At 65.4% G+C, this 18,474-nt stretch carries 18 protein-coding genes and 1 tRNA gene; 5 read left to right on the plus strand and 14 right to left on the minus strand.

Translation table 11 applies throughout. The annotated features are described in order from the left end of the window. Positions 1-7 precede the first annotated feature (7 nt). Together GYH26_RS14065 and GYH26_RS14070 are read left to right on the plus strand one after the other, a co-directional pair. A complete protein-coding gene (locus GYH26_RS14065; protein WP_161542185.1) occupies positions 8-922 on the plus strand; it encodes an RsmB/NOP family class I SAM-dependent RNA methyltransferase in 915 nt (304 codons plus the stop codon). A gap of 1 nt (position 923) precedes the next feature. Beyond that, positions 924-1,439: a hypothetical protein gene (locus tag GYH26_RS14070; protein WP_161542186.1), complete on the plus strand. Its 516-nt coding sequence runs from the start codon at positions 924-926 to the stop codon at positions 1,437-1,439. Here GYH26_RS14070 and GYH26_RS14075 read toward each other — a convergent pair. The 4 genes from GYH26_RS14075 to ispE form a co-directional block, all read right to left on the minus strand. After that, the gene (locus GYH26_RS14075) at positions 1,420-2,775 is read right to left on the minus strand and encodes a flavin monoamine oxidase family protein (protein WP_161542187.1); all 1,356 of its coding nucleotides are present in this window, start codon (positions 2,773-2,775) and stop codon (positions 1,420-1,422) included. The genes GYH26_RS14070 and GYH26_RS14075 overlap by 20 nt on opposite strands. Positions 2,776-2,777: 2 nt before the next feature. Further along, a complete protein-coding gene (locus GYH26_RS14080) occupies positions 2,778-3,245 on the minus strand; it encodes a ferritin-like domain-containing protein (protein ID WP_197738535.1) in 468 nt (155 codons plus the stop codon). Between the two features lie 88 nt (positions 3,246-3,333). Then, on the minus strand, positions 3,334-4,098 hold the full coding sequence (gene xth, locus GYH26_RS14085) for an exodeoxyribonuclease III (RefSeq protein ID WP_161542188.1): 765 nt from the start codon (positions 4,096-4,098) through the stop codon (positions 3,334-3,336). Then, entirely contained in the window at positions 4,095-4,952 is an 858-nt protein-coding gene (ispE, locus tag GYH26_RS14090; protein ID WP_161542189.1) for a 4-(cytidine 5'-diphospho)-2-C-methyl-D-erythritol kinase, read from the minus strand. The genes xth and ispE overlap by 4 nt, the downstream gene beginning before the upstream one ends. A gap of 142 nt (positions 4,953-5,094) precedes the next feature. Between ispE and GYH26_RS14095 the strand changes: the two genes are divergently transcribed. The 3 genes from GYH26_RS14095 (at position 5,095) to GYH26_RS14105 (ending at position 9,325) form a co-directional block, all read left to right on the plus strand. Continuing rightward, entirely contained in the window at positions 5,095-6,789 is a 1,695-nt protein-coding gene (locus GYH26_RS14095) for a polysaccharide biosynthesis/export family protein (RefSeq protein ID WP_161542190.1), read from the plus strand. A 7-nt stretch (positions 6,790-6,796) separates the two neighbouring features. Further along, complete coding sequence (locus GYH26_RS14100) at positions 6,797-8,008, plus strand: GumC family protein (RefSeq protein WP_161542191.1); 1,212 nt, start codon at positions 6,797-6,799, stop codon at positions 8,006-8,008. A 66-nt stretch (positions 8,009-8,074) separates the two neighbouring features. Continuing rightward, positions 8,075-9,325 (plus strand): DUF5686 family protein, encoded by a 1,251-nt coding sequence (locus GYH26_RS14105; RefSeq protein ID WP_014068083.1) that lies wholly within the window; start codon positions 8,075-8,077, stop codon positions 9,323-9,325. Positions 9,326-9,600: 275 nt separating this feature from the next. Here GYH26_RS14105 and GYH26_RS14110 read toward each other — a convergent pair. The 10 genes from GYH26_RS14110 to GYH26_RS14155 all read right to left on the minus strand — a co-directional run bounded on the left by GYH26_RS14110 (position 9,601) and on the right by GYH26_RS14155 (position 18,430). After that, positions 9,601-9,674: transfer RNA gene (locus GYH26_RS14110), tRNA-Val, on the minus strand. 43 nt (positions 9,675-9,717) lie between these two features. Beyond that, on the minus strand, positions 9,718-10,347 hold the full coding sequence (locus GYH26_RS14115) for an anti-sigma factor family protein (RefSeq protein WP_161542192.1): 630 nt from the start codon (positions 10,345-10,347) through the stop codon (positions 9,718-9,720). A gap of 95 nt (positions 10,348-10,442) precedes the next feature. Further along, the gene (locus tag GYH26_RS14120) at positions 10,443-11,120 is read right to left on the minus strand and encodes an RNA polymerase sigma factor (RefSeq protein ID WP_161542193.1); all 678 of its coding nucleotides are present in this window, start codon (positions 11,118-11,120) and stop codon (positions 10,443-10,445) included. A 31-nt stretch (positions 11,121-11,151) separates the two neighbouring features. Further along, on the minus strand, positions 11,152-12,204 hold the full coding sequence (holA, locus tag GYH26_RS14125; protein WP_161542194.1) for a DNA polymerase III subunit delta: 1,053 nt from the start codon (positions 12,202-12,204) through the stop codon (positions 11,152-11,154). Positions 12,205-12,329: 125 nt separating this feature from the next. Further along, complete coding sequence (locus GYH26_RS14130; protein ID WP_161542195.1) at positions 12,330-12,857, minus strand: DinB family protein; 528 nt, start codon at positions 12,855-12,857, stop codon at positions 12,330-12,332. Between the two features lies 1 nt (position 12,858). Continuing rightward, positions 12,859-13,551: a NuoI/complex I 23 kDa subunit family protein gene (locus GYH26_RS14135; protein WP_012845113.1), complete on the minus strand. Its 693-nt coding sequence runs from the start codon at positions 13,549-13,551 to the stop codon at positions 12,859-12,861. Between the two features lie 74 nt (positions 13,552-13,625). Then, a complete protein-coding gene (der, locus tag GYH26_RS14140; RefSeq protein ID WP_161542196.1) occupies positions 13,626-14,930 on the minus strand; it encodes a ribosome biogenesis GTPase Der in 1,305 nt (434 codons plus the stop codon). A gap of 66 nt (positions 14,931-14,996) precedes the next feature. Beyond that, positions 14,997-15,809 (minus strand): EcsC family protein, encoded by an 813-nt coding sequence (locus GYH26_RS14145; RefSeq protein WP_161542197.1) that lies wholly within the window; start codon positions 15,807-15,809, stop codon positions 14,997-14,999. Positions 15,810-15,867: 58 nt separating this feature from the next. Beyond that, positions 15,868-16,677 (minus strand): undecaprenyl-diphosphate phosphatase, encoded by an 810-nt coding sequence (locus tag GYH26_RS14150; protein WP_161542198.1) that lies wholly within the window; start codon positions 16,675-16,677, stop codon positions 15,868-15,870. A 79-nt stretch (positions 16,678-16,756) separates the two neighbouring features. Then, positions 16,757-18,430 carry an Rqc2 family fibronectin-binding protein gene (locus tag GYH26_RS14155; protein ID WP_161542199.1) on the minus strand — a complete coding sequence of 558 codons (1,674 nt, stop codon included), beginning with the start codon at positions 18,428-18,430 and terminating at the stop codon, positions 16,757-16,759. Positions 18,431-18,474 lie beyond the last annotated feature (44 nt).

Here is an 18,474-nt window from a genome sequence, read left to right on the forward strand (position 1 = left end):
GACGACCATGGAGCTGCCCACCGCGTTCATCCGATATCGGCCCATTGTGGACGACTGGGAAGCGTTTGTGGCGGCGCTCCGGCGGCCGCTGCCGGTGTGCGTGTGGACCAACACGCTGCGCACCACGCCCGAACAGGTGAAAGCCGCGCTGGAGGCCGAAGGGCTGAAGCCGGAGCCGCTTGCCTGGCGCTCTGATGCTTTTCGGCTGCCGCCCGACAGCCAGCCCGGCAACCGCTTGGCCTACGTGCTGGGACACTACCACGTGCAGGAAGAGGTCTCGCTGCTGCCGGTGCCGCTGCTCGACCCGCAACCCGGCGAGCGTGTGCTGGACCTCTGCGCGGCCCCCGGTGGCAAAACGGCCCAGATCGCCGTCCGCATGCAGAACCGGGGTACGGTCGTGGCCAACGACCGCAACCCGCTGCGCCTGCGTCAGCTCTCGGGCACGATCGAGCGCCTGGGGCTGCTGAACGTCACTACCACACTGCACGACGGGGCCGACTATCCTCTGGAGAGCGGTCCGTTCGATCGCGTGCTGGTCGATGTGCCCTGTTCCTGCGAGGGGAATTTCCGGAAGGATCAGCAGGTAGCCGATGCGTTTGCCGGGGCACCGGAACTCTGCGGGTTGCAGACGGCGCTACTACACCGGGCCGTGACGCTGTGCCACCCGGGCGGCCGCATCGTCTACGCTACATGCACGTTCGCCCCTGAAGAGAACGAACTGGTTGTCGATACCGTACTCCAGCGCTGGGGCGAAGCCCTGCGACTATTGCCGGCCCGTCTCGAAGGCTTCCGGGGTGCGCCGGGCCTCACCGAATGGAACGGCCGGCGCCTGCATCCTTCGCTGGAGCTGGCGCTGCGCGTCTGGCCGCACCTGAACGACACGGGTGGTTTCTTTGTAGCCGTACTCGAACGACAGGCCTGAAATGAACGGGACACCGGAACTGCAACAGGCGGTCAAGATCGTCGATCCGACGCCGTACTTTCGCTATCTGGAAGAGCGCTTCGGGATTCCGCCGTCCACGTTCGACGGCTACGTGCTCGTGCAGCCGGGCCGCAAGAAGGTCTACATCGTGACGGCCGATCACCGTCCGCCGGCCCACCCGCGTCCCCGCACCGTGGGTCTTCCGTTTCTGCGCATTTACCTGAAGTTTCCCAAGCTTTCGACGGCGGCGGCTCAGCAGTTCGGCCACGCCGCCACGCGCAACGTGATCGACGCCGACGCGCGCCAGGCCGAGGCGTTTCTGACCCGCCGGGATTTTCGGGTGCGCCCGGAGCAGTTGACCCACTGCACCGGCCGGGGCTACGTGCTGGTCCGCTATCAGGGCCACACGCTCGGCGTCGGCTTTCTGATTCCGGAGGAAGCAGGCGGACGCGTCGAGAGCATGCTGCCCAGGTCCTGGGCGCGCGATCCGGCTTCGTTCAGTCTGACGGCACCGTGACCGGCTCGCCGGCAAGTGCTGTCAGCAGATCCCGGGCAGCCCGATAGCCGCTCTGGAGGGCGCCCGCCACGGTGGCCGATTCCTCGAGATCGGTGGCCTCGCCGGCCAGGAAGATGGTATCCTCGATAGGCCGGCACAGGGTTCGGCGCGCTTCGAGTCCACCCGGACGCACGTAGCTGTAGGCCCCCTGCGCGAACGGATCGCGCTGCCAGTCGTGCAGGCAGGCGCCGATCAGGTATCGGCCCGGATCACGCACGCCAGAGATGCGACCGATCGTGCGCAGCGCTTCCTGAATGATCTCCTCGGCCGGCCAGTCGTGCAGCCGCCAGGCGGCCGGTCCCCCGGCCCATGCCAACAGCACCGGCACATGCAGCGGCAGCGGATGCCAGATCGTGGTAAAGCTTTCGTCCGGGGCGTGCACGAAGGCCAGTTCCCGGAACGATGCGTTGCGCTCCCAGAAGGCTTCCCGAAAGCACAGGTTGACGCGCACGGCCGCTCCCATGCCCAGTTGCGCCAGCGCCGTGCGCCAGCGTTCGGGAAGCGGTGGGTCGAACCGAAGTGCAAATTCACCCTCGTCCCGGAGGAGCGGGAGCGGCACGGTCAGCACCAGTGCCCGCGCGCGAAAGCGGCGCTTTTTTCCCGCCTGTTGTGCCTCGACCTCGACATGTCCGGGCTCCCAGCGCACCGTGTGGACGATCGTCTGCAGATACACATGCACCCGTTCGGGGTCGAGACTGCGGTACAGCGCCGCGACCAGCCGGTCGTATCCCCCCAGCGGACGAAACTGCGGGTAATCGTCGGCCTCGTCGCCACGCAGACGCCAGTCCTCGGCCAGCGCCTGCACGCTGAGCTGCTCGGAATCGGCCGCTTCGAAGCCCTCGGCCACGATGCGGGCCATTGCCCGCGTGGCGATCAGCTCGTCGCCGGACAGGTCCTGTTCCAGAAAAGTGGAAAAGGCGCGATCCGGGGCTTTCGGATCCGGCAGCCGCTCCAGCATGGGGCGAAGCGTCTGGAGCAGGTCGATCGCCTGCATCCGCCCGTCCAGAAACAGCCCGTGCACTTCCGGAACGCGAATCAGGCCGATGCCGGCCCGCCGGAGCCATTGCAGGGTGACGGCCGGGCGACCGTGTACGAATTCGGCTCCCAGCTCCACGGGCACGGGGAAAATCGGATCGCGCCAGGTGCGAATGCGGCCGCCGATCCGATCGCGGGCCTCCAGCAACCACACAGAAAGGCCGGCCCGCCCCAGCGCTTCGGCTGCGGCCAGGCCGGCCGCGCCGGCGCCCACCACGATCACATCCTGATGGGGCCGGCGCTCCCTGACGGCGCGTGTCATGCTCAGTGTTCCGTCATGCCACGCAGCAGCTTCTCGGTCTCCTCCTTGTGGCGCGTCTCGTCGCTGATAATCTCTTCCAGGTCGTTCACCAGCCCGTAGTCACCGAAGGCCTCGGCCTGATTGCGCCGCTGCACATAGCGGGCGATCGTCTCCTCTTCGGCCTTCAGGACCTCCTCCAGCATGGCCCGGTTGCTTTCCACCAGTTTCACTGGCGCCGGTTTGGTGGTGGGCAGACCACCCAGCGCCGTGATTTTGTTGGCCAGAAACTGCGCATGGCGCAGCTCTTCCGGAATTTCTCCTTCAAAGAACTCCTTCAACAGCGGCCGATGGATGCCGCTCGTCATGGCGGCATACGTGGTGTACATCATGATGGCCTGGTACTCGTGCGCCAGGTCTTCGTTGAGCCCTTTGATGAGCTGCTCCCGCGTGACTTCTTTGACTTCCGTTTCCATGGTTTTCACCGTCGGCATGATTTGATCGGTCTGGTTCCAGGGTCCGGTTATAGATATGCCCGGCTTTCCGCAAAGTTTGCCGGAATCCGCAGACGTTGCGGAAAGATTACAGGTCCAGCCGGGCCCAGACGGGCGCATGATCCGAGGGCTTTTTCCCCTTGCGTTCTTCCCGATGCACGCCGGCTTCCGTGCAGCAGGCGGCTACCGGAGGCGTCGCCAGCAGGTGGTCGATCCGGAGCCCGTCGCCCCGGGGGAAGGCCAGGTTGCGATAGTCCCACCAGGTGAACGGGCCCGGACCTTCGTGATGAAGCCGGATCAGATCGACCAGGCCCCAGTCGATCAGTTTGCGGAAAGCCGCCCGTACCGCTTCGTGAAAGAGCACGCTGTCGGCCCAGGCTTCGGGAAAGGCGACATCGCGGGGCTCCGGCGCCACGTTGAAGTCGCCGGCCAGCAACAGTGGCGTCTCGGGCGAAGCCGCTCGCTCCAGGTAAGCCCGCAGGCGGTCGAGCCAGCGCAGCTTGTAGTCCCAGGCCTCGGACCCGACGGTCCCACCGTTGGGCACGTAGACGCTGCAGACGACGAGTCGGTCGCCGCACCGCGCCTGCAGGAAGCGGGCTTCCTGCTCGCCGTCGAGGCCGCGCCGCACGTCCTGCAGGGGCAGCCGACTCAGGATGGCCACGCCGTTATAAGCTTTCTGGCCGAAGACGGCCAGCTCGTAGCCACGTTCGCGAAACGGATCGGCCGGAAAGTCGGCATCAACGACTTTGGTCTCCTGCAGGCACACAATGTCGGGTTCCGTACGATCCAGCCACTGCAGCACCCGCTCCAGGCGGGCGCGGATCGAATTGACGTTCCAGGTAGCGACGATCATGACGCATTTTCGGGTTGTCCATGCCAGCTACGCAGACCGCGTGCGCGGGCTTCCTCGGCCACCCGCCGCGCAGCCTCCGATTCGGTGAAGACACCGAACAGTGCCGAGCCCGATCCGGAGAGCGCCGCATAGACGGCCCCGGCCTCCAGCAGCCACTGCTTCAGGGCGGCCAACTCCGGATAGCGGGCAAACAGCGGCGCCTCGAAGTCGTTCACGAGCGCCTGTCGCCAGCGTTCCGGGTCGTTGGTGCACACCAGCTCCACGAGGGACGGCGTGCGGCCGTCGCAAGGCTGCACCAGCCGGTACGCTGCAGCCGTGGCGATGTGAAGCGGCGGCACCACCACGGCCAGGTAGAAGGGGAAGCGATACCCGGAAAGCGGCTGCAGCCGTTCGCCACGTCCGGTGGCCAGCGCGGACGGAGCCGGAAGCAGAAAAAACGGCACGTCCGAGCCCAGCGCTGCGGCCAGCCCGTGCAGCACGTCCGACGCCAGCGACTGATTCCAGGCACGCAGCAGCAACCGCAGGGTAGCGGCCGCATCGCTCGAGCCGCTGCCCAGTCCAGCTCCGTAGGGTACCCGTTTGTCCAAATGTAGCCATCCCGTCGGCGGTCGCCGCAGCAGTTCGGCCAGGCGCCGGGCGGCCTGCACGCACAGGTTGCGCTCGTCGGTGGGCAGCGACGGATCGGAGCAGGTAAATATGAAGGAGTCGGCGGGCGTCCACGCCAGTCGGTCGGCCCAGGGAATGCGCAGCAGCACGGTTTCGATGTCGTGATAGCCGTCCGGCCGGCGTCGAAGCACCCGGAGTCCCAGATTGATCTTGGCTGGCGCGAGTTCTGTCAGGCTTGTTGACAACAACTTTCGTGTTGATTCGTTGCTTCTAACGACGGTTTGTTGTAGCTTTGTTTAAGCGATCCCACCTTCCAATAGTCCGCCTATCGCCTACACGCTACCACAATTTACGCAGATTGCTCTGAACGCAAAGAGAAGTTTGCTTTCCATGCGTCACATGCGCTGGTCTGGCTTTGTTGGCGGATTTCTGTGGCTGTGGCTTGCCCTTCCACTTTACGGACAGGAACTTCCACAGCGTCAAGGACAGGCGCTGCCGCTCCAGCGCCTTTTGCAGCAACAACTGGAACGTCCGGCGGAAAGCCTTGCGCTGGAGGGTCCCGTTGATGCGGCGACTTACCGGGTGGGTCCCGGCGACGTGCTGACCGTCATGATCGGCGGGGCTTTCGGCCAGACGCTGCAGGCCGAAGTGTCGGCGGAAGGCAAGCTGACACTGGCCGAACTCGGCACCCTGACCGTAGCGGGGAAAACGCTGGCGGCCGTGCGGGATACGGTACGTCGGTTTCTGCAACCTCATTTTGCCCGGGTCCCGATCGACGTCGTGCTGAGCCGTCCCCGTTCGTTTTATGTGCACATCACCGGCGCCGTCCCCAACCCAGGGCGCGTGCGCACGACAGCAATCGCGCGCGTCAGCGACATCCTCGAACAGGCCTTCGCGCCGCTGTCCGATGCAACGACGCCACAAGCAACCGAAGCAACCACGGAAACCCCGGTTGTACCATCTGCTGCTTTTTTAAAAGCATATCGAGCGGAGGCTTCTGGGAATTTTGTACCAGCGCTTCGCAACGTGCTGCTTCATCGCAACGGAACGACGCTGCGCCTCGACTTACTTCGCTATTATACCACGGGATCGCTTGCTCAGAATCCCTACCTGCAGGACGGCGACGTCGTCGAAGTCCCGGCCTTTCACGTGCAACGGGACGCCGTTACCATTCAGGGGCCCATTCCTTATCCGGGAGCCTATGACGTGCGCCCCGACGACACGGTCCTGGACCTTTTAGCCGTCGCCGCGGGGCCGGACGGCCTGCGCCGCCTCAAAGAAGTTCGCCTTGTTCGTCGGTCAATGCCCCCGCAGCTGATTGCGCTCGACACCCTGCTGGCACATCCAGAACGGGCACCTTCGCTGCAGGCAGGCGATCGCGTGATTGTTACCAGCACGGAAACGGCTACGGCCGCCGCCTATGGTTTCGTCCGCTATCCCGGGACCTACCCGATCGAACACGGAAAGACCACGGTGCGACAACTGATCGAACTGGCCGGAGGTCTTCTGCCGGAAGCCAACCCTCGCGTTGCCTACATCGAACGCACCCGATCCTTCTACTTCAAGGGCACCGCCCAGGCCACCGATCTGGATTTCTTTGGCCGGTTCTATCTGCATCAATCCCTACAGGCCAATCGGGTTGTGGTTAACGTTGCGGACATCCTGGAAGGAAAAGCTCCCGACCTTCCGCTCTACGAGGGCGACCGTGTGGTTATCCCGAGAGATGAACAGACCGTCTTTGTGACCGGCCATGTGGCCAGCCCCGGCTATGTCCCCTACCATCCCGGTCAGCCCGCGCGGTACTACATCATGCAAGCCGGAGGCCCGGGTCCTCAAGCCCGTGCCATCTATGTCTTTGACGCGGGCACCGGACAGGTTCGCCGTGGACCAGAGGCGCCGGTTTATTCCGGCGATACGATTTTTGTCGATCGACAGCCGGTGGCCGACACCCCGGAAGTGGCACAACTCGTGCTGAACGACCAGATCTCCCGCCGCCAGCATCGCATTCTGACCGTTCAGACCATCCTTACCGGAATCTCCACCATCGTTGGCATCGTTACCGCCTATGCCGCCATCACGCGTTGACGGCTCCATGACGACCCGGCCTACAACAGACGCTCAGCAGGAGCGCGCCTGGGATGCGCTGCGTAGGCTCTACCGCGCCCGCCGCCTGATCACCGGGGTCACGGCGGTTGCTGCCATCGGCGCCGTGATCTTCAGCCTGTTGCTGCCCAACTGGTACCGGGCCACCGCACGGGTGCTCCCCCCGGCCAGCGGCGGACTCAGTCCGCTGGCTTCCCAACTGCTGGGCAATCTGCCCGGCGTCCTGGGCAGCGTGCTGGGCGGTAGCAACACGGCCGGCTACGAGCGCTACCTGAGCATCCTCTCCAGCCGCACGATGTGCGAGCGCCTGGTGGACCATTTCAACCTGGTGGCGGTCTACGGGCTGGAGGAGAAAAAGCATCCACGCGAAGCTGCGATCGAAGCACTGAAAGAGAACGTCTCGTTCGATGTCGATCCGGACTTCGAGTATCTGGAAATTTCCGTACTCGATCGCGACCCGCAGCGGGCGGCCGAGATGGCCAATTTCATGGTGGAAGAACTCAATCGCATCAATGCCGACCTGCTGACGCAGAGCGCTCGACGCTACCGCCAGTACGTCGAGCGCCGCTATCACGAAGCGCTGGCCCGGCTCGACTCGGTGCTCGACGCCCAGGAGGCCTTCCACAAACGGTATGGCCTGTTCGATCTGGAGGCGCAGGCGCAGGGTTTTCTGGAATACGTGGCCACGCTGCGCGCCGAAGCGCTGCAGACCGAAATGCAGTACGAGGCGCTCCGCGCGCAGTTCGGCGACGACAACCCGCAGGTGCGCGTGCTGGCCGATATGAAGGCGACGGCCGAACGGCGCTACCGAGAAGCCCTTGAAGGCCAGGAGCGTCTGCTGCCCGTCCCGCAGCAGGAAATCCCCTCGGCCCTGCGCCAGTACTTCGACCTGGAGCGCGAGCGCCTGCTGCAGACCCGTATTCTGGAAGTGCTGGCCCCGCTGTACGAGCAGGCCCGCTTCGAAGAGGAGCGCCGCGTCGAAGCCGTGCAGGTGGTCGATCCGGCCGTGCCCCCCGTCAAAAAAGCCTGGCCCCGCCGTTCGCTCATCGTGCTGGGTATCACGCTGGCGGCCTTCGCGCTGTCCGTGTTGCTCGTACTGGCGCACGGCTGGTGGCAGGAGCAGCGCGAACTGCTGGACCGGCACGTTCTTCAACACCCGAGCGTGGCCGCTCCGCAGGTACCTTCTGGCGAGACGAAGTAACTTCTCTGCGGTTGCTTCGTATTTTCTGAAGTCGGCTTTTCCTGTCCACGCAACCGTGAACGGGCTATGTGGCTGCTCCTGCTCTTCGGCCTGCTACTCGCGCCGCAACCCGACTCGACGCGCGACGAAACCCTGCCGGGCCTGCACCTGCGCCCATCCGTCTGCGCGGAATTCTGGGAACTGGACTGCCGCCGGCCGCGACCGCTGGCCGCCTTCGCGGGCGACTTCCCGCATCGCTGGCCCTTCCGTGAAACGGCCCTGTACCGCTCGCTACCGGGCCTCCGCTACAACCGGGTAGAAGGGCTGGTGCTGGGCCTGGGCACCGAGCCGCTGGAATGGACCGAATACGACCGCGTGCGTCTGGTCGGTCAGTTGGCCTATGCCTTCGCGCTGCGCCGCTGGCGCTACGAAGTCGGGGCCGAAACGGTGCTCAATCCGGCCCAAAGCGAGGCGTTCTACCTCAAGCTGGGCGGTGGCTACTACCGCACCACCCGCACCGATGACCTGTGGAAGACCGCCCCGCTGGAAAACACGCTGGCCGCCTTCTTCTTCGGCAATGACTTCTATGCGCTCTACTACGAAACGGAGGGCTGGCAGCTCTATGCCGTGCAGCGGCTGACGCGCTATGCCCAGCTGGGTCTGGGCTTCCGCGCCGAAGACCACCGGGCGCTGCCCCAGAAAACCCGATGGGCGATGTTCGACCACCAGGCCGCCGAGGTCAACCAGCCCGCCCGTGAAGGCCGCCGGCAGGCGGTCGTGCTGACGCTGGATGCCGGACGCATTCTCGCCTACAGAGACCTGCCCGCCGGCTGGGCGCTGCGTCTGCAGGCGGAACTGGGCCGCGGTCTGGGCGGCGATTTCTCCTACAACCGCTACGTGGCCGACGGACGCCTCTACCTGTTCACCGGCCGCCACAGTCGCCTGAACCTGCGCCTGCGCGGCGGCTGGGCCGACGACGCCGCGCCCATTCAGCAGCAGTTCTTCCTGGGCGGTATCGGATCGGTGCGCGGCTATACCCAGAACAGCTTGCTCGGCACGCGGATGCTGCTGGGCAATGCCGAGCTGGTCGTTCAGGGCGTCTCGCTGGTGCCCGGCAAGGTGATCGAAGATCTGGTCTTTCTGGCCTTTGTGGATGCCGGCTGGGTCAACGCCTTCGGCACCGACGCTTTTCGGACGCAGGACCTGCTGAGCGCGGCCGGCATCGGGCTTGGCTTCGACGAAGGGCGGAGCGTGCGCCTGGAGCTGGCCTGGCCGTTGCGCGACCTCGGCCAGGGCTACCGGCCTTCACTCTGGTTCCGCATCAGCCCGGCGTTTTAACATGGGATCGGTGATTTACCGGTGCATGAGGGTACCGCACCCCATGTGGCATACGTGATCCGGTGGGTATGATCGGGCGGACACAGCGGTCCGCCCCTACGGGATAGGGAAAACGTCAAGGATCTGGTAGGGGCGCACCGCCGTGTGCGCCCGTGCTTTCTCGCATGCACTATTCCGGAAATCGTATAACCCACCGACACGGGCCGGACAGACCGATCGCAGAAGGGTTGTTGCCTTCCAGCAAAAAAAACCGCCACCCTCCGGTGGCGGGCAGGTGGGCCCTAGTGGATTCGAACCACTGACCTCTCGCGTGTGAGGCGAGCGCTCTAAACCGCTGAGCTAAGGGCCCGTTTTTTCAGGCGTCCTATAGTACGACGTTTTACCGGCACCTGTCAAGGTGCTCCATGGCTTCTTTGCACGAAGCGCATGGTCTGGAGCGTGTCGTAATGAATCGGCGCACGGTCCTTTCGGTTCCACGCGGCCGACAGCGCCCAGTCGGGCTGATACGAACCCGGCAACACCCGACGCTCGGCGCGCACCGGCGCAAGCGCTTCGAGTCGGAACGCAGGAACAGGTTCCGGTCTGGCAGCCTGCACCACGACGCCGGGCAGCTCTGCTTCCTGCTCCAGGTAGAGCAAAACGCCGGTACACATCCCCAGAATCACCAGCAGTGCCACCGCCGAGGCCAGCATTGTGGCGCTACGCAGCGGCAGGCTCAGGTACTCCAGCGACCGCTGCTCCCGCATCATCTCGCAGGCCAGCCGCTGCCGCAGCCGTGCCTGAAAGCCATCCGGTGCCCGCAGCCTGCAGGCGCCATGCTGGCAGAGCAACTGCCGCGTCCGGCACAGACATTCTACGTGGTGTGCCAGCGTCGGATTGGTGCGCAGGTACTCCTCGAATACCTGCCGCACGGCCGGATCCATCGTCCCGTCCACATACTCGCACAACAGCTCATCCAGATCGCTGAAGGGACAGTCCTGCTCCGGCTGCGATGAGTCGGGATCGTGGTAATCCTCACGCATAGGCCACCAGACGCTGCAAGTTACACCCCTGCTTTTACGCCAAAGGGCCGGCAGGAGTGTTCCCACCGGCCCTTCACTTACGACAACGGTTGGCGTTAGGATTCCTCGGGCATCGGATAAACGTCCTTGAGCAGTGCCTGCAGCTTCGTCCGACCCCGGTTGATCCGGCTTTTCACCGTACCCATCGGCAGGCCGGTGATCTCCGCGATCTCCTCGTAGGAAAGCTGCTGCACATCGCGGAGCACCACCACCTCCCGGAATTCCTCCGGGATCTGCTTGAGCGCTTCCTGGATGTAGCGGTCCTGGATGGTGCTCTCGGTGTGCCGGTCCGGGGCGAACGTCTCGTCCGGGATCTCGACCTCGTATTCCTCTTCGTCCCGGTTCACCGACTGCAGGGAGTACACACGACGCCGCTTGCGCTTCCGGTACTCGGAGCGCGCCAGGTTACCGGCGATCGTGTAGAGCCAGGTCGAGAACTTCGCAATCCGGCGATAGGAATGCCGGTTGCGATACACGCGCATAAAGGTCTCCTGCAGGAGGTCTTCGACTTCCTTCGGATCGCCCAGGAACCGGTACAGATAGTTGGCCAGCGGATCCTGGTACCGGCTCACCAGGATGTCGAAGGCCTCCACCGTTCCCGCCTGAAACAGCGACATGAGGTCCTCGTCGCTCAGGCGCTGGAGTTCCTCATAGCGCGCCTTGTTTTCTTCGGACGGCAACCGCTGCAGCGCCTCCCTGCGCAACACCACCCGCTCTTTCTGCTGAATGTTCATCGCCAGTCGATCAAGGGTTTGTTTTCAGAATTCAGGCCGCCTGTTGCAGCGGCGCCCGGCAGGCCGCCTGCACCTGCCGGAGCAGCAGGTGCAGCACCAGGCGCGGATCGCGCTGGCTCCCCCCTTTCAACTCCACGTCGGCCGCCAGCAGCGCCGCCAGCACGCGCCGGATCGCGTCGCCTCCGTACCGGCGGGCACTCTGCAGGTATTCCTGCAGAAAGTACGCCGGCACGCCGATGCGCCCGGCCAGCGCCTGGTTCGACAGACGCTGCCCCTGGCAAAGTGTCAGTCGCCAGAGCTTCGTGAAAAAAGTTGTCAGAAACGACACGATCCGGAGCGCCTCGCTGCGCGGATTCGACGCATGTTGCAATAATTGTTCCACTATGTAGACTGCGTCTGAATAACGTCCCTCCCCTACCGCCCGCTGCAGTTCGAAGATATTGTAGCTGCGCGTCTGTCCACTGACAGTAACGATGTCATCCAGCGTTAACGTATGCCGCGTGCCCGCGTAGGCAAACAATTTCCGGAGTTCCTGCACGCCGGCCTGCAGGTCGGTCCCGACGTACTCGGCCAGGCGTTGCAGCGCCTCGGGCTCGAGCCGGTAGCCTTCGCGCTCGGCGTAGCGGGCCAGCCAGCCGGGGACCTGGGCCAGACGCAGCGGCCGCAGCTCGGCCCAGACCGCATGCTGACGCAGCGCCCGGTAAGGCTGCGCGTTCAGGTTGGGCCGTCCGCTACAGGCCAGCAGCACAATGGCCTGCGGATTGGGCCGTTCGGCGTAAGCCGCAAACAGCCGGTTTTCGCGCAGGCTGTCGAAGTTGCGGACGATCACCACCCGATGCGGCGCCATGACCGGCAGCCCCTGACACAGGGCCAGCACGGCGCGAGCCTCCGTCTCGTCGCCGTAGACGATGTCCAGGTTGAACGCCCGCAGCTCGGGCGGCAGTGCGTGTTCGATGAGCAGTTGCTGGAGCGTGTCGATCAGAAACGACTCTTCGCCGTAGATGAAATACAACGGGGCGAAGTTGCCGTGCTGAAAGGCCACCTCCAGTTGCTCAAACGACAGTCCCCCGGTCTGCTGTCCCATCACCCTGTTGGTGCCGCCTCCGTGTTTTTCATTACATCGGCCGGACCTTCACACTTTCTTAAGAGAAAGGTAGAAAAACAAGACCCCGACCACAAGGCCCTGCCGAAATTGCAGCGTTGTTGCATTCAGACCACCGGGCGGGGCCGGCCGGGCAGGTGGGCGGCGTGCAGCCGATAGGCCAGCGCCCGCAGCAGTTCGGTGTCGTGCTGGATGATGAAATAGGCGTAGCGGTAAAGGTCCCAGGATTCTTCGCCGCAACGGGTCGTCCGTTCCCAGACCTCCGGGGGCGTCTGCCGGAGCGATGCGACCAGCTCCCGACGCGCCTGCTGCAGACGCTCCAGAATGACGGGCAGCGGATGCGCGTTCCAGTCCTCGGCCTCCTGCAGCACGCGGTCGTCCGGGAGCGCCAGCGCTTCGGTCTGTCCCGCCACCAGCGCCCGGATCGTCGGCAGAAACACCCGTTCGTCGGCCGCCGCCAGGATGCCGTAGGTTTCCCGCAGCGACGGCTCTTCCGGAAGCGGCCGTGCCGTCTGCAACGGCTCCGGCACCAGGTCGATGACCTGCTGCAGCGCTTCGATCTCGCGCAGCAGATGGGCCAGCTGGTCGATCAGCGCGGCGCGCAGTTCGGCTTCGTCCCGTGGTTTTCCGGCCATTTTATCCTTCGGCCCGCACGCCGCCCCACGACCGCTCCGCCGCGACCGGCTCCTCGGGCCGCAGGTGCGTGCTTTTGAGTTCTTCCATCCCCTCTTCTTCCAGCAGCCACTTCAGGAACGGCCGGTCCTTCAGGCTGTGCAGGTTGTTCTCTTTCCGGAATTCCCAGTGCTGGCCGTACTGCGGATCTTTGTAGCGATCAAGCCACTCCAGGCGATCCTTCAGGCGCTCGGCCGGCACCAGCAGCTTCTCCAGCCCGAAGATGGCCTCGTCGCGGCTCTGAAACGTCAGGTCGTATTCCTTCGACATGACGATGGCCTCTTCGGGACAGACCTCCTCGCAGTAGCCGCAGTAGATGCACCGCAGCATGTTGATCTCGAACCAGGCCGGCTCGCGCTCCTTCACATCGTCCACCTCCTTCGCCTGCATGGAGATGGCCAGCGGCGGGCAAGCCCGGGCGCACAACCCGCAGGCCACGCAGCGCGGTCGCCCGTTTTCCTCGACGAGCACCGGCCGCCCCCGGTAGCTGTCCGGCGGATACCACAGTTCGTCCGGATACTGGAACGTGTACAGCGGCGAGCGCATCTTGCGCCAGGTGTAGGCCAGCCCCTGTACGACGGCCGGCAGGTAGAGCCGCTCCCAGAAGTTCAGCTTGCGCTCGTTGGGCGAGGCCAGATTGACAGGCTTTCCGGGCATGGGTCGTGCGCGTTGGGTTCGTCCGAAGCACCGGGCGGTAAACGTCGAAGCAGGCCGCCAGGGTTCGCCATTCGCTACTTTTCCCGAAACACCAGCGTCAGCGGCACGCCCTCGAAGCCGAACGCCGCCCGGATCTGCTTTTCCAGATAACGCCGGTACGGCTCTTTGATACCCTCGGGATAGTTGCAGAAGAACGCGAACACGGGCGGTGCCGTCTCGACCTGCGTCACGTACTTGATTTTCACCGGCCGTCCCCGGTAGGTGGGCGGATGCTGCTGCCGGATGGCTTCCTGCAGCACTTCGTTGAGCTGGCTCGTAGCGATGCGCTGCTGCCGGTTTTCATAGACGCGCAGCGCCTCTTCGAGCACACGGTGAATCCGCTGGCGCGTCTTCGCCGAAATGAACACCAGCGGTACATGCTGCCAGGTCGGAAGCCGGTAACGAATGGCTTCCTCCCATTCTTTCATCGTGTTGGCGTCTTTTTCAATCAGGTCCCATTTGTTCACCACCAGCACCATGCCCTTGCGCAGCTCCTCGGCCTGGCGCAGGATGCGGATGTCCTGGGCGGTGAGTCCTTCCGTCGCGTCGATCAGCGTGATGGCCACGTCGCACGCGCGCAGTGCCCGCTCGGTGCGCAGCGTGGCGTAAAACTCGATGTTTTCCCGGATGCGGGAGCGGCGGCGCAGTCCGGCCGTGTCGACCAGCACGATCTCCCGGCCGTAGTACTTGAGCACGGAATGGACGGCGTCGCGCGTGGTACCGCTGATGTCGGTCACAATCGAGCGTTCCTGTCCGAGCAGCGCATTCGTCAGCGACGATTTGCCCACGTTGGGACGTCCGACGATGGCCAGCCGCGGCCGCTCGTCGCTTTCGGCCTCGCCGTTGCGTGCCGGAAGCCGCTTCACCAGCGCGTCGAGCAGCTCGCCGGTGCCCCGACCGCTCAGGGCGCTGATCGGATAGACCTCGGACAGGCCGAGCTGGTAAAACGTGCTGGCCTCCCAGGTGCGCTCGTCGTTGTCGGCCTTGTTGGCCACCACGAAGACCGGCTTGTCCGTGCGCCGCAGCAGCTCGGCCAGCGCGTCGTCCAGATCGGTCACGCCGGTGGTGACGTCCACCATGAACAGGATGGCGTCGGCCTCCTCGATGGCGATCTGCACCTGTTCGCGGATCGCCTGCTCGAAGATGTCCGACGAGTTGGGGACGTAGCCCCCGGTGTCCACCACCGAGAAGCGCACGCCGTTCCATTCGGCCGTGCCGTAGACGCGATCGCGCGTCACGCCCGGCTGGTCGTGCGTGATGGCCTCGTGCGAGCGCGTCAGTCGATTGAAGAAGGTGGACTTCCCGACGTTGGGCCGTCCCACAATTGCAACCAGCGCCATCGCTCCACTCCACAGAAGTTTGGTCCGGCGCGTAGAAGCCCGCAGCCGGCGATTTCGTTCCCGCCGTTACCGACGCCCCCGGTGTTCGAGATGCAGGGCACGGAAGAGCATGTAGGCGGCCTCGCCGGTTTCCCGCGTGAAGACGTAGTTGATGCCGGCACCCACGGCCAGTCCGGCCAGCGGGATGAGCTGGCCCAGTTTGCGACGCGCCAGGTTTTTGACCAGCTCGCGGGGCAGGTGCCGGTTCTGCTCGCGCACGAAGTCGCGCGTGCGTCCCTGATAGGAAGCCCCCCGCGCCAGAAGCGCGGCCGCCACGCTCACCTCCCGCCAGGCCGCCTGTCGGGCCTCGGACGTGCCGGCCGCCGCCGCATTGAAGATGGCCAGCACCAGCGGCCGGTACACCGGATCCTGCACCCGGAAGCCGTAAACCGCCCCGATCTGCTGAATCAACCGCAGGTTGATCCCGAAAAGCAGCGGCACGTCGGCCGCCGCCAGCGTAAAGCCGCCCAGACCGGTTCCGGCCCCTTCGAGCGCGGCCAGCACGGCATGTTGGCCGAAGAAGCTGCGCGCCACCGGATCGAGCCGCTCCAGCGGTTCGGTGCGCAACGCCTCGATCCGATCGGCCGCCACGCCCGCCTTGCGCACGGCCTCCAGCACGTACTGCTCGTTGAAGGTCCAGCCCGCCACGTCGTGCAGCGTCTCCAGAAAGCGGGCCACCGCCGCGTCAAGTTGCGCCCGCCAGTCGGCCGGCGTCACGCGCTCGACAAGCCAGTCCACCGGACGCATTGCCCGATCAAAAACCTCCTGCCACAGCGGCCCCCCGGAACGCACCCAGCGCTCGATCTCCCGTCGGGCAGCTTCCTCGTAGGTCAGCGGCATGGCACAGACCGATTGTTATGGCATGCGCTGTACGAAAGATGCCGTCCCGGAGTTGCGCTCACCGAATCAGCCAGAGTCCGAGCAGCCCCACCAGGAAGCAGTAGTAGGCGAAATACTCCAGCCGGCCCCGCCGCACCACCTGCAGCAGCATCTTGATGGCCGCCACGCCCGAAACGTAGGCCGCCACGGTCCCGAGAACCAGCGGCACCATGCCGATCGATTCGGGTGAATCGAGCAGCTCGATTCCTTTCAGCAGCGTGGCTCCCAGCACCACGGGCAACAGCATGAGAAAAGAAAAATCGGCGGCGCGCTCGGGCCGGACGTTCTGATAGATGGCCGCGCAGATCGTGGAACCCGATCGCGAAATGCCTGGCAGCATGGCGGCCGACTGGGCCACGCCCACCACGAACGCCTTCAGCGGCGACAGATCGCCGTCCGGATGCCGCCGCAACCGGGTCAGCACCAGCAGCACACCGGTTACCACCAGCATGCCCGCCGCAAAACGTGGATGCTCGAACGTCTGCTCGATCCAGTCGCCCAGCAGCACATAGACCAGCCCGGTAGGGATCATCGTGATCAGGATCCAGACGGCCAGCCGGAATGGGTCACGCTCCCGGTAGCGTGCCGGCCACTCGGCCGGACGCGGCAGCGCCGTCCACACTTCGCCCACGATGGCCCCTACCCGCTTTCGATAGACCGTGAGAATGCTCAGCACCGTCCCGAAGTGCACGAATACCTCGAAGGTCACGCCGCCCGGATTCAGCCCCAGCACGTACTGGCCGAGCACCAGATGACCGGACGACGATACCGGCAGAAACTCCGTGAGCCCCTGCAACAGACCCAGAATCAGGGCTTCCCACCAGGACATGATCACTGTCGGCGTTTTTGCGTGAACGGCCTAACTTACACGCCGCCGGTCTTTCGTGCCAGGCAGCGGCCCGTGTTCTTCAAGAATTTTCCGCCTGCACCGCTTCGGGCGGGCGAGGCTCCACCAGCAGCACCTCTTCCCGCTCGAAAACGACGGTGCCCGGATCGGCTCCGCGTGGCTTGCGCACGTACTTGCGCGGCACGACCACGACGGGCACCACGCTGCTACCCCGCGCCTTGCTGAAGTAAGCCGCCAGCGAAGCAGCCCGTTCGAGCACCCTGCGGTCGGGCTGGCGGTTGCGGCCGGGCACCCGCAGGATCACGTGCGAGCCGGGCACGCCGCGCGCGTGCAGCCACAGATCGTGCTTGCGGGCGTGATGGAAGGTCAGTTCGTCGTTCTCTCGAGCGTTGCGGCCGATCCACGCTTCGAAGCCGCCACCCAGCGGCACGCGCCGGAACGCCGGCATGGCTTCCGGCGCTTTCCGGCCGGTTCGGCCGATGCCCAGCGCGGCCAGCTCGTCGGCATGGCGTTGCCGGAAAGCCCGCAGCGCCGCCATCGTGTCGATCTGCTCCAGCTCCGCCAGCAATGCCTCCAGCCGGGGAATCCGCTGGCGGACGTCCTCCAGCCGCTGGCGGAGCGCCTCGCGCTCCTGGCGGGCCTGCCGGGCCTGCTCGTAGTACGCCTGCGCGTTCTCGACGGCCGCGCGCGTGGGGTCGAGCGGAATCCGCACGGGCGCGCCGTCGCCGAACCAGTCGGGCAACTCCACCACCTCGGCCCCGGGCGGCACCTGATGCGCCTGCGCCATGAGCAGGTGTCCCCAGCGCTCGTACTGCTCGGCCCGGTCGGGCGCGGCCAGCGCGGTTTCCAGCACCTGTTGCTCCCGGCGGGCCCGTTCAACCGCGGCTTCCAGCGCCTGACGAAGCGGCTCGTAAGCCTCCTGGAAAGCCCGCACGGCCAGCTCGCGCCGCACGGCCGCGTGTACCGCCGCATCGACCGAATCAAACGCCTCACAGGGCAGGTGCGCCAGATGAGCCAGCGGAATCAGGGCAAAGTGGGTCGTCCATCGATCGACCCGGTACAGCCGGGGTGCCGGACGGGCCAGCTCCGCTTCGAGTGCGCGTCCAGCCTCGTAGAGACGCCGAAGGTCCTCCTCGTCGCAATCGGCCGGCGACGATGCCTGCACACCCGCCCGGAAGACCGTCTCTTCGGCCAGCAGCGCGTCGAACAGCGGGAAGGCCGCCGCCACGGCCTGCGCAATCGACTTTCGATCGGTACGCCAGCGTGCTCGAAACGCCTCGAACGAGCTGACTTCTGGAGCCGGACGCGGTGCCGGCGCCTGTTGTCCCTGCCAGGCTTCATCCTGCTGAAACGCCGCCCGCACCCGCCCGTCGGGCGCCACCCAGAGCACGTTCGGACGCGGACCGTAGAGCCAGCACTGAAACCAGGAGCCATCGTCCAGCTCGAAAAACAGCACGCGGTCCCGTTCGGCCACGCGCACGTCGCGCAGCGTGCGGCCCAGTGCTTCCTCGAACAGGGTGGCGACGTTGCGACGCGCCCGGCTGTAGCCCTCGACGCGAAAGATGTAACGAAAGGCACCCGTCGAGATGCGCACCATCCACTCGGCCTCGGGCCGGGCAAAGGCCAGCACCAGCTCGTCGCGCACCTGCGAGAAGGCGTCGCCCAGCAGGCTGCCCGGTAGCTCGCGGCGCCACGCGTCGGCCAGCGCCCGCAACGTGTAGTAAGTGAGCAGCATAACACCCGTCCGCGGCGATTCGGCCGCGTGAACGGCCGAGCGCA

Origin of the sequence: Rhodothermus marinus, assembly GCF_009936275.1 — a bacterium.
GTDB classification, from domain to species: domain Bacteria; phylum Bacteroidota; class Rhodothermia; order Rhodothermales; family Rhodothermaceae; genus Rhodothermus; species Rhodothermus marinus_A.

Excerpts from the sequence above, each read along its gene's own strand:
- GYH26_RS14065 (WP_161542185.1), top strand. The coding sequence starts at position 8 with ATGGAGCTGCCCACCGCGTTCATCCGATATCGGCCCATTGTGGACGAC.
- GYH26_RS14070 (WP_161542186.1), top strand. The coding sequence starts at position 924 with ATGAACGGGACACCGGAACTGCAACAGGCGGTCAAGATCGTCGATCCG.
- GYH26_RS14075 (WP_161542187.1), bottom strand. The coding sequence starts at position 2,775 with ATGACACGCGCCGTCAGGGAGCGCCGGCCCCATCAGGATGTGATCGTG.
- GYH26_RS14080 (WP_197738535.1), bottom strand. The coding sequence starts at position 3,245 with ATGCCGACGGTGAAAACCATGGAAACGGAAGTCAAAGAAGTCACGCGG.
- xth (WP_161542188.1), bottom strand. The coding sequence starts at position 4,098 with ATGATCGTCGCTACCTGGAACGTCAATTCGATCCGCGCCCGCCTGGAG.
- GYH26_RS14095 (WP_161542190.1), top strand. The coding sequence starts at position 5,095 with ATGCGTCACATGCGCTGGTCTGGCTTTGTTGGCGGATTTCTGTGGCTG.
- GYH26_RS14100 (WP_161542191.1), top strand. The coding sequence starts at position 6,797 with ATGACGACCCGGCCTACAACAGACGCTCAGCAGGAGCGCGCCTGGGAT.
- GYH26_RS14105 (WP_014068083.1), top strand. The coding sequence starts at position 8,075 with ATGTGGCTGCTCCTGCTCTTCGGCCTGCTACTCGCGCCGCAACCCGAC.
- GYH26_RS14115 (WP_161542192.1), bottom strand. The coding sequence starts at position 10,347 with ATGCGTGAGGATTACCACGATCCCGACTCATCGCAGCCGGAGCAGGAC.
- GYH26_RS14120 (WP_161542193.1), bottom strand. The coding sequence starts at position 11,120 with ATGAACATTCAGCAGAAAGAGCGGGTGGTGTTGCGCAGGGAGGCGCTG.
- holA (WP_161542194.1), bottom strand. The coding sequence starts at position 12,204 with ATGGGACAGCAGACCGGGGGACTGTCGTTTGAGCAACTGGAGGTGGCC.
- GYH26_RS14130 (WP_161542195.1), bottom strand. The coding sequence starts at position 12,857 with ATGGCCGGAAAACCACGGGACGAAGCCGAACTGCGCGCCGCGCTGATC.
- GYH26_RS14135 (WP_012845113.1), bottom strand. The coding sequence starts at position 13,551 with ATGCCCGGAAAGCCTGTCAATCTGGCCTCGCCCAACGAGCGCAAGCTG.
- der (WP_161542196.1), bottom strand. The coding sequence starts at position 14,930 with ATGGCGCTGGTTGCAATTGTGGGACGGCCCAACGTCGGGAAGTCCACC.
- GYH26_RS14145 (WP_161542197.1), bottom strand. The coding sequence starts at position 15,809 with ATGCCGCTGACCTACGAGGAAGCTGCCCGACGGGAGATCGAGCGCTGG.
- GYH26_RS14150 (WP_161542198.1), bottom strand. The coding sequence starts at position 16,677 with ATGTCCTGGTGGGAAGCCCTGATTCTGGGTCTGTTGCAGGGGCTCACG.
- GYH26_RS14155 (WP_161542199.1), bottom strand. The coding sequence starts at position 18,430 with ATGCTGCTCACTTACTACACGTTGCGGGCGCTGGCCGACGCGTGGCGC.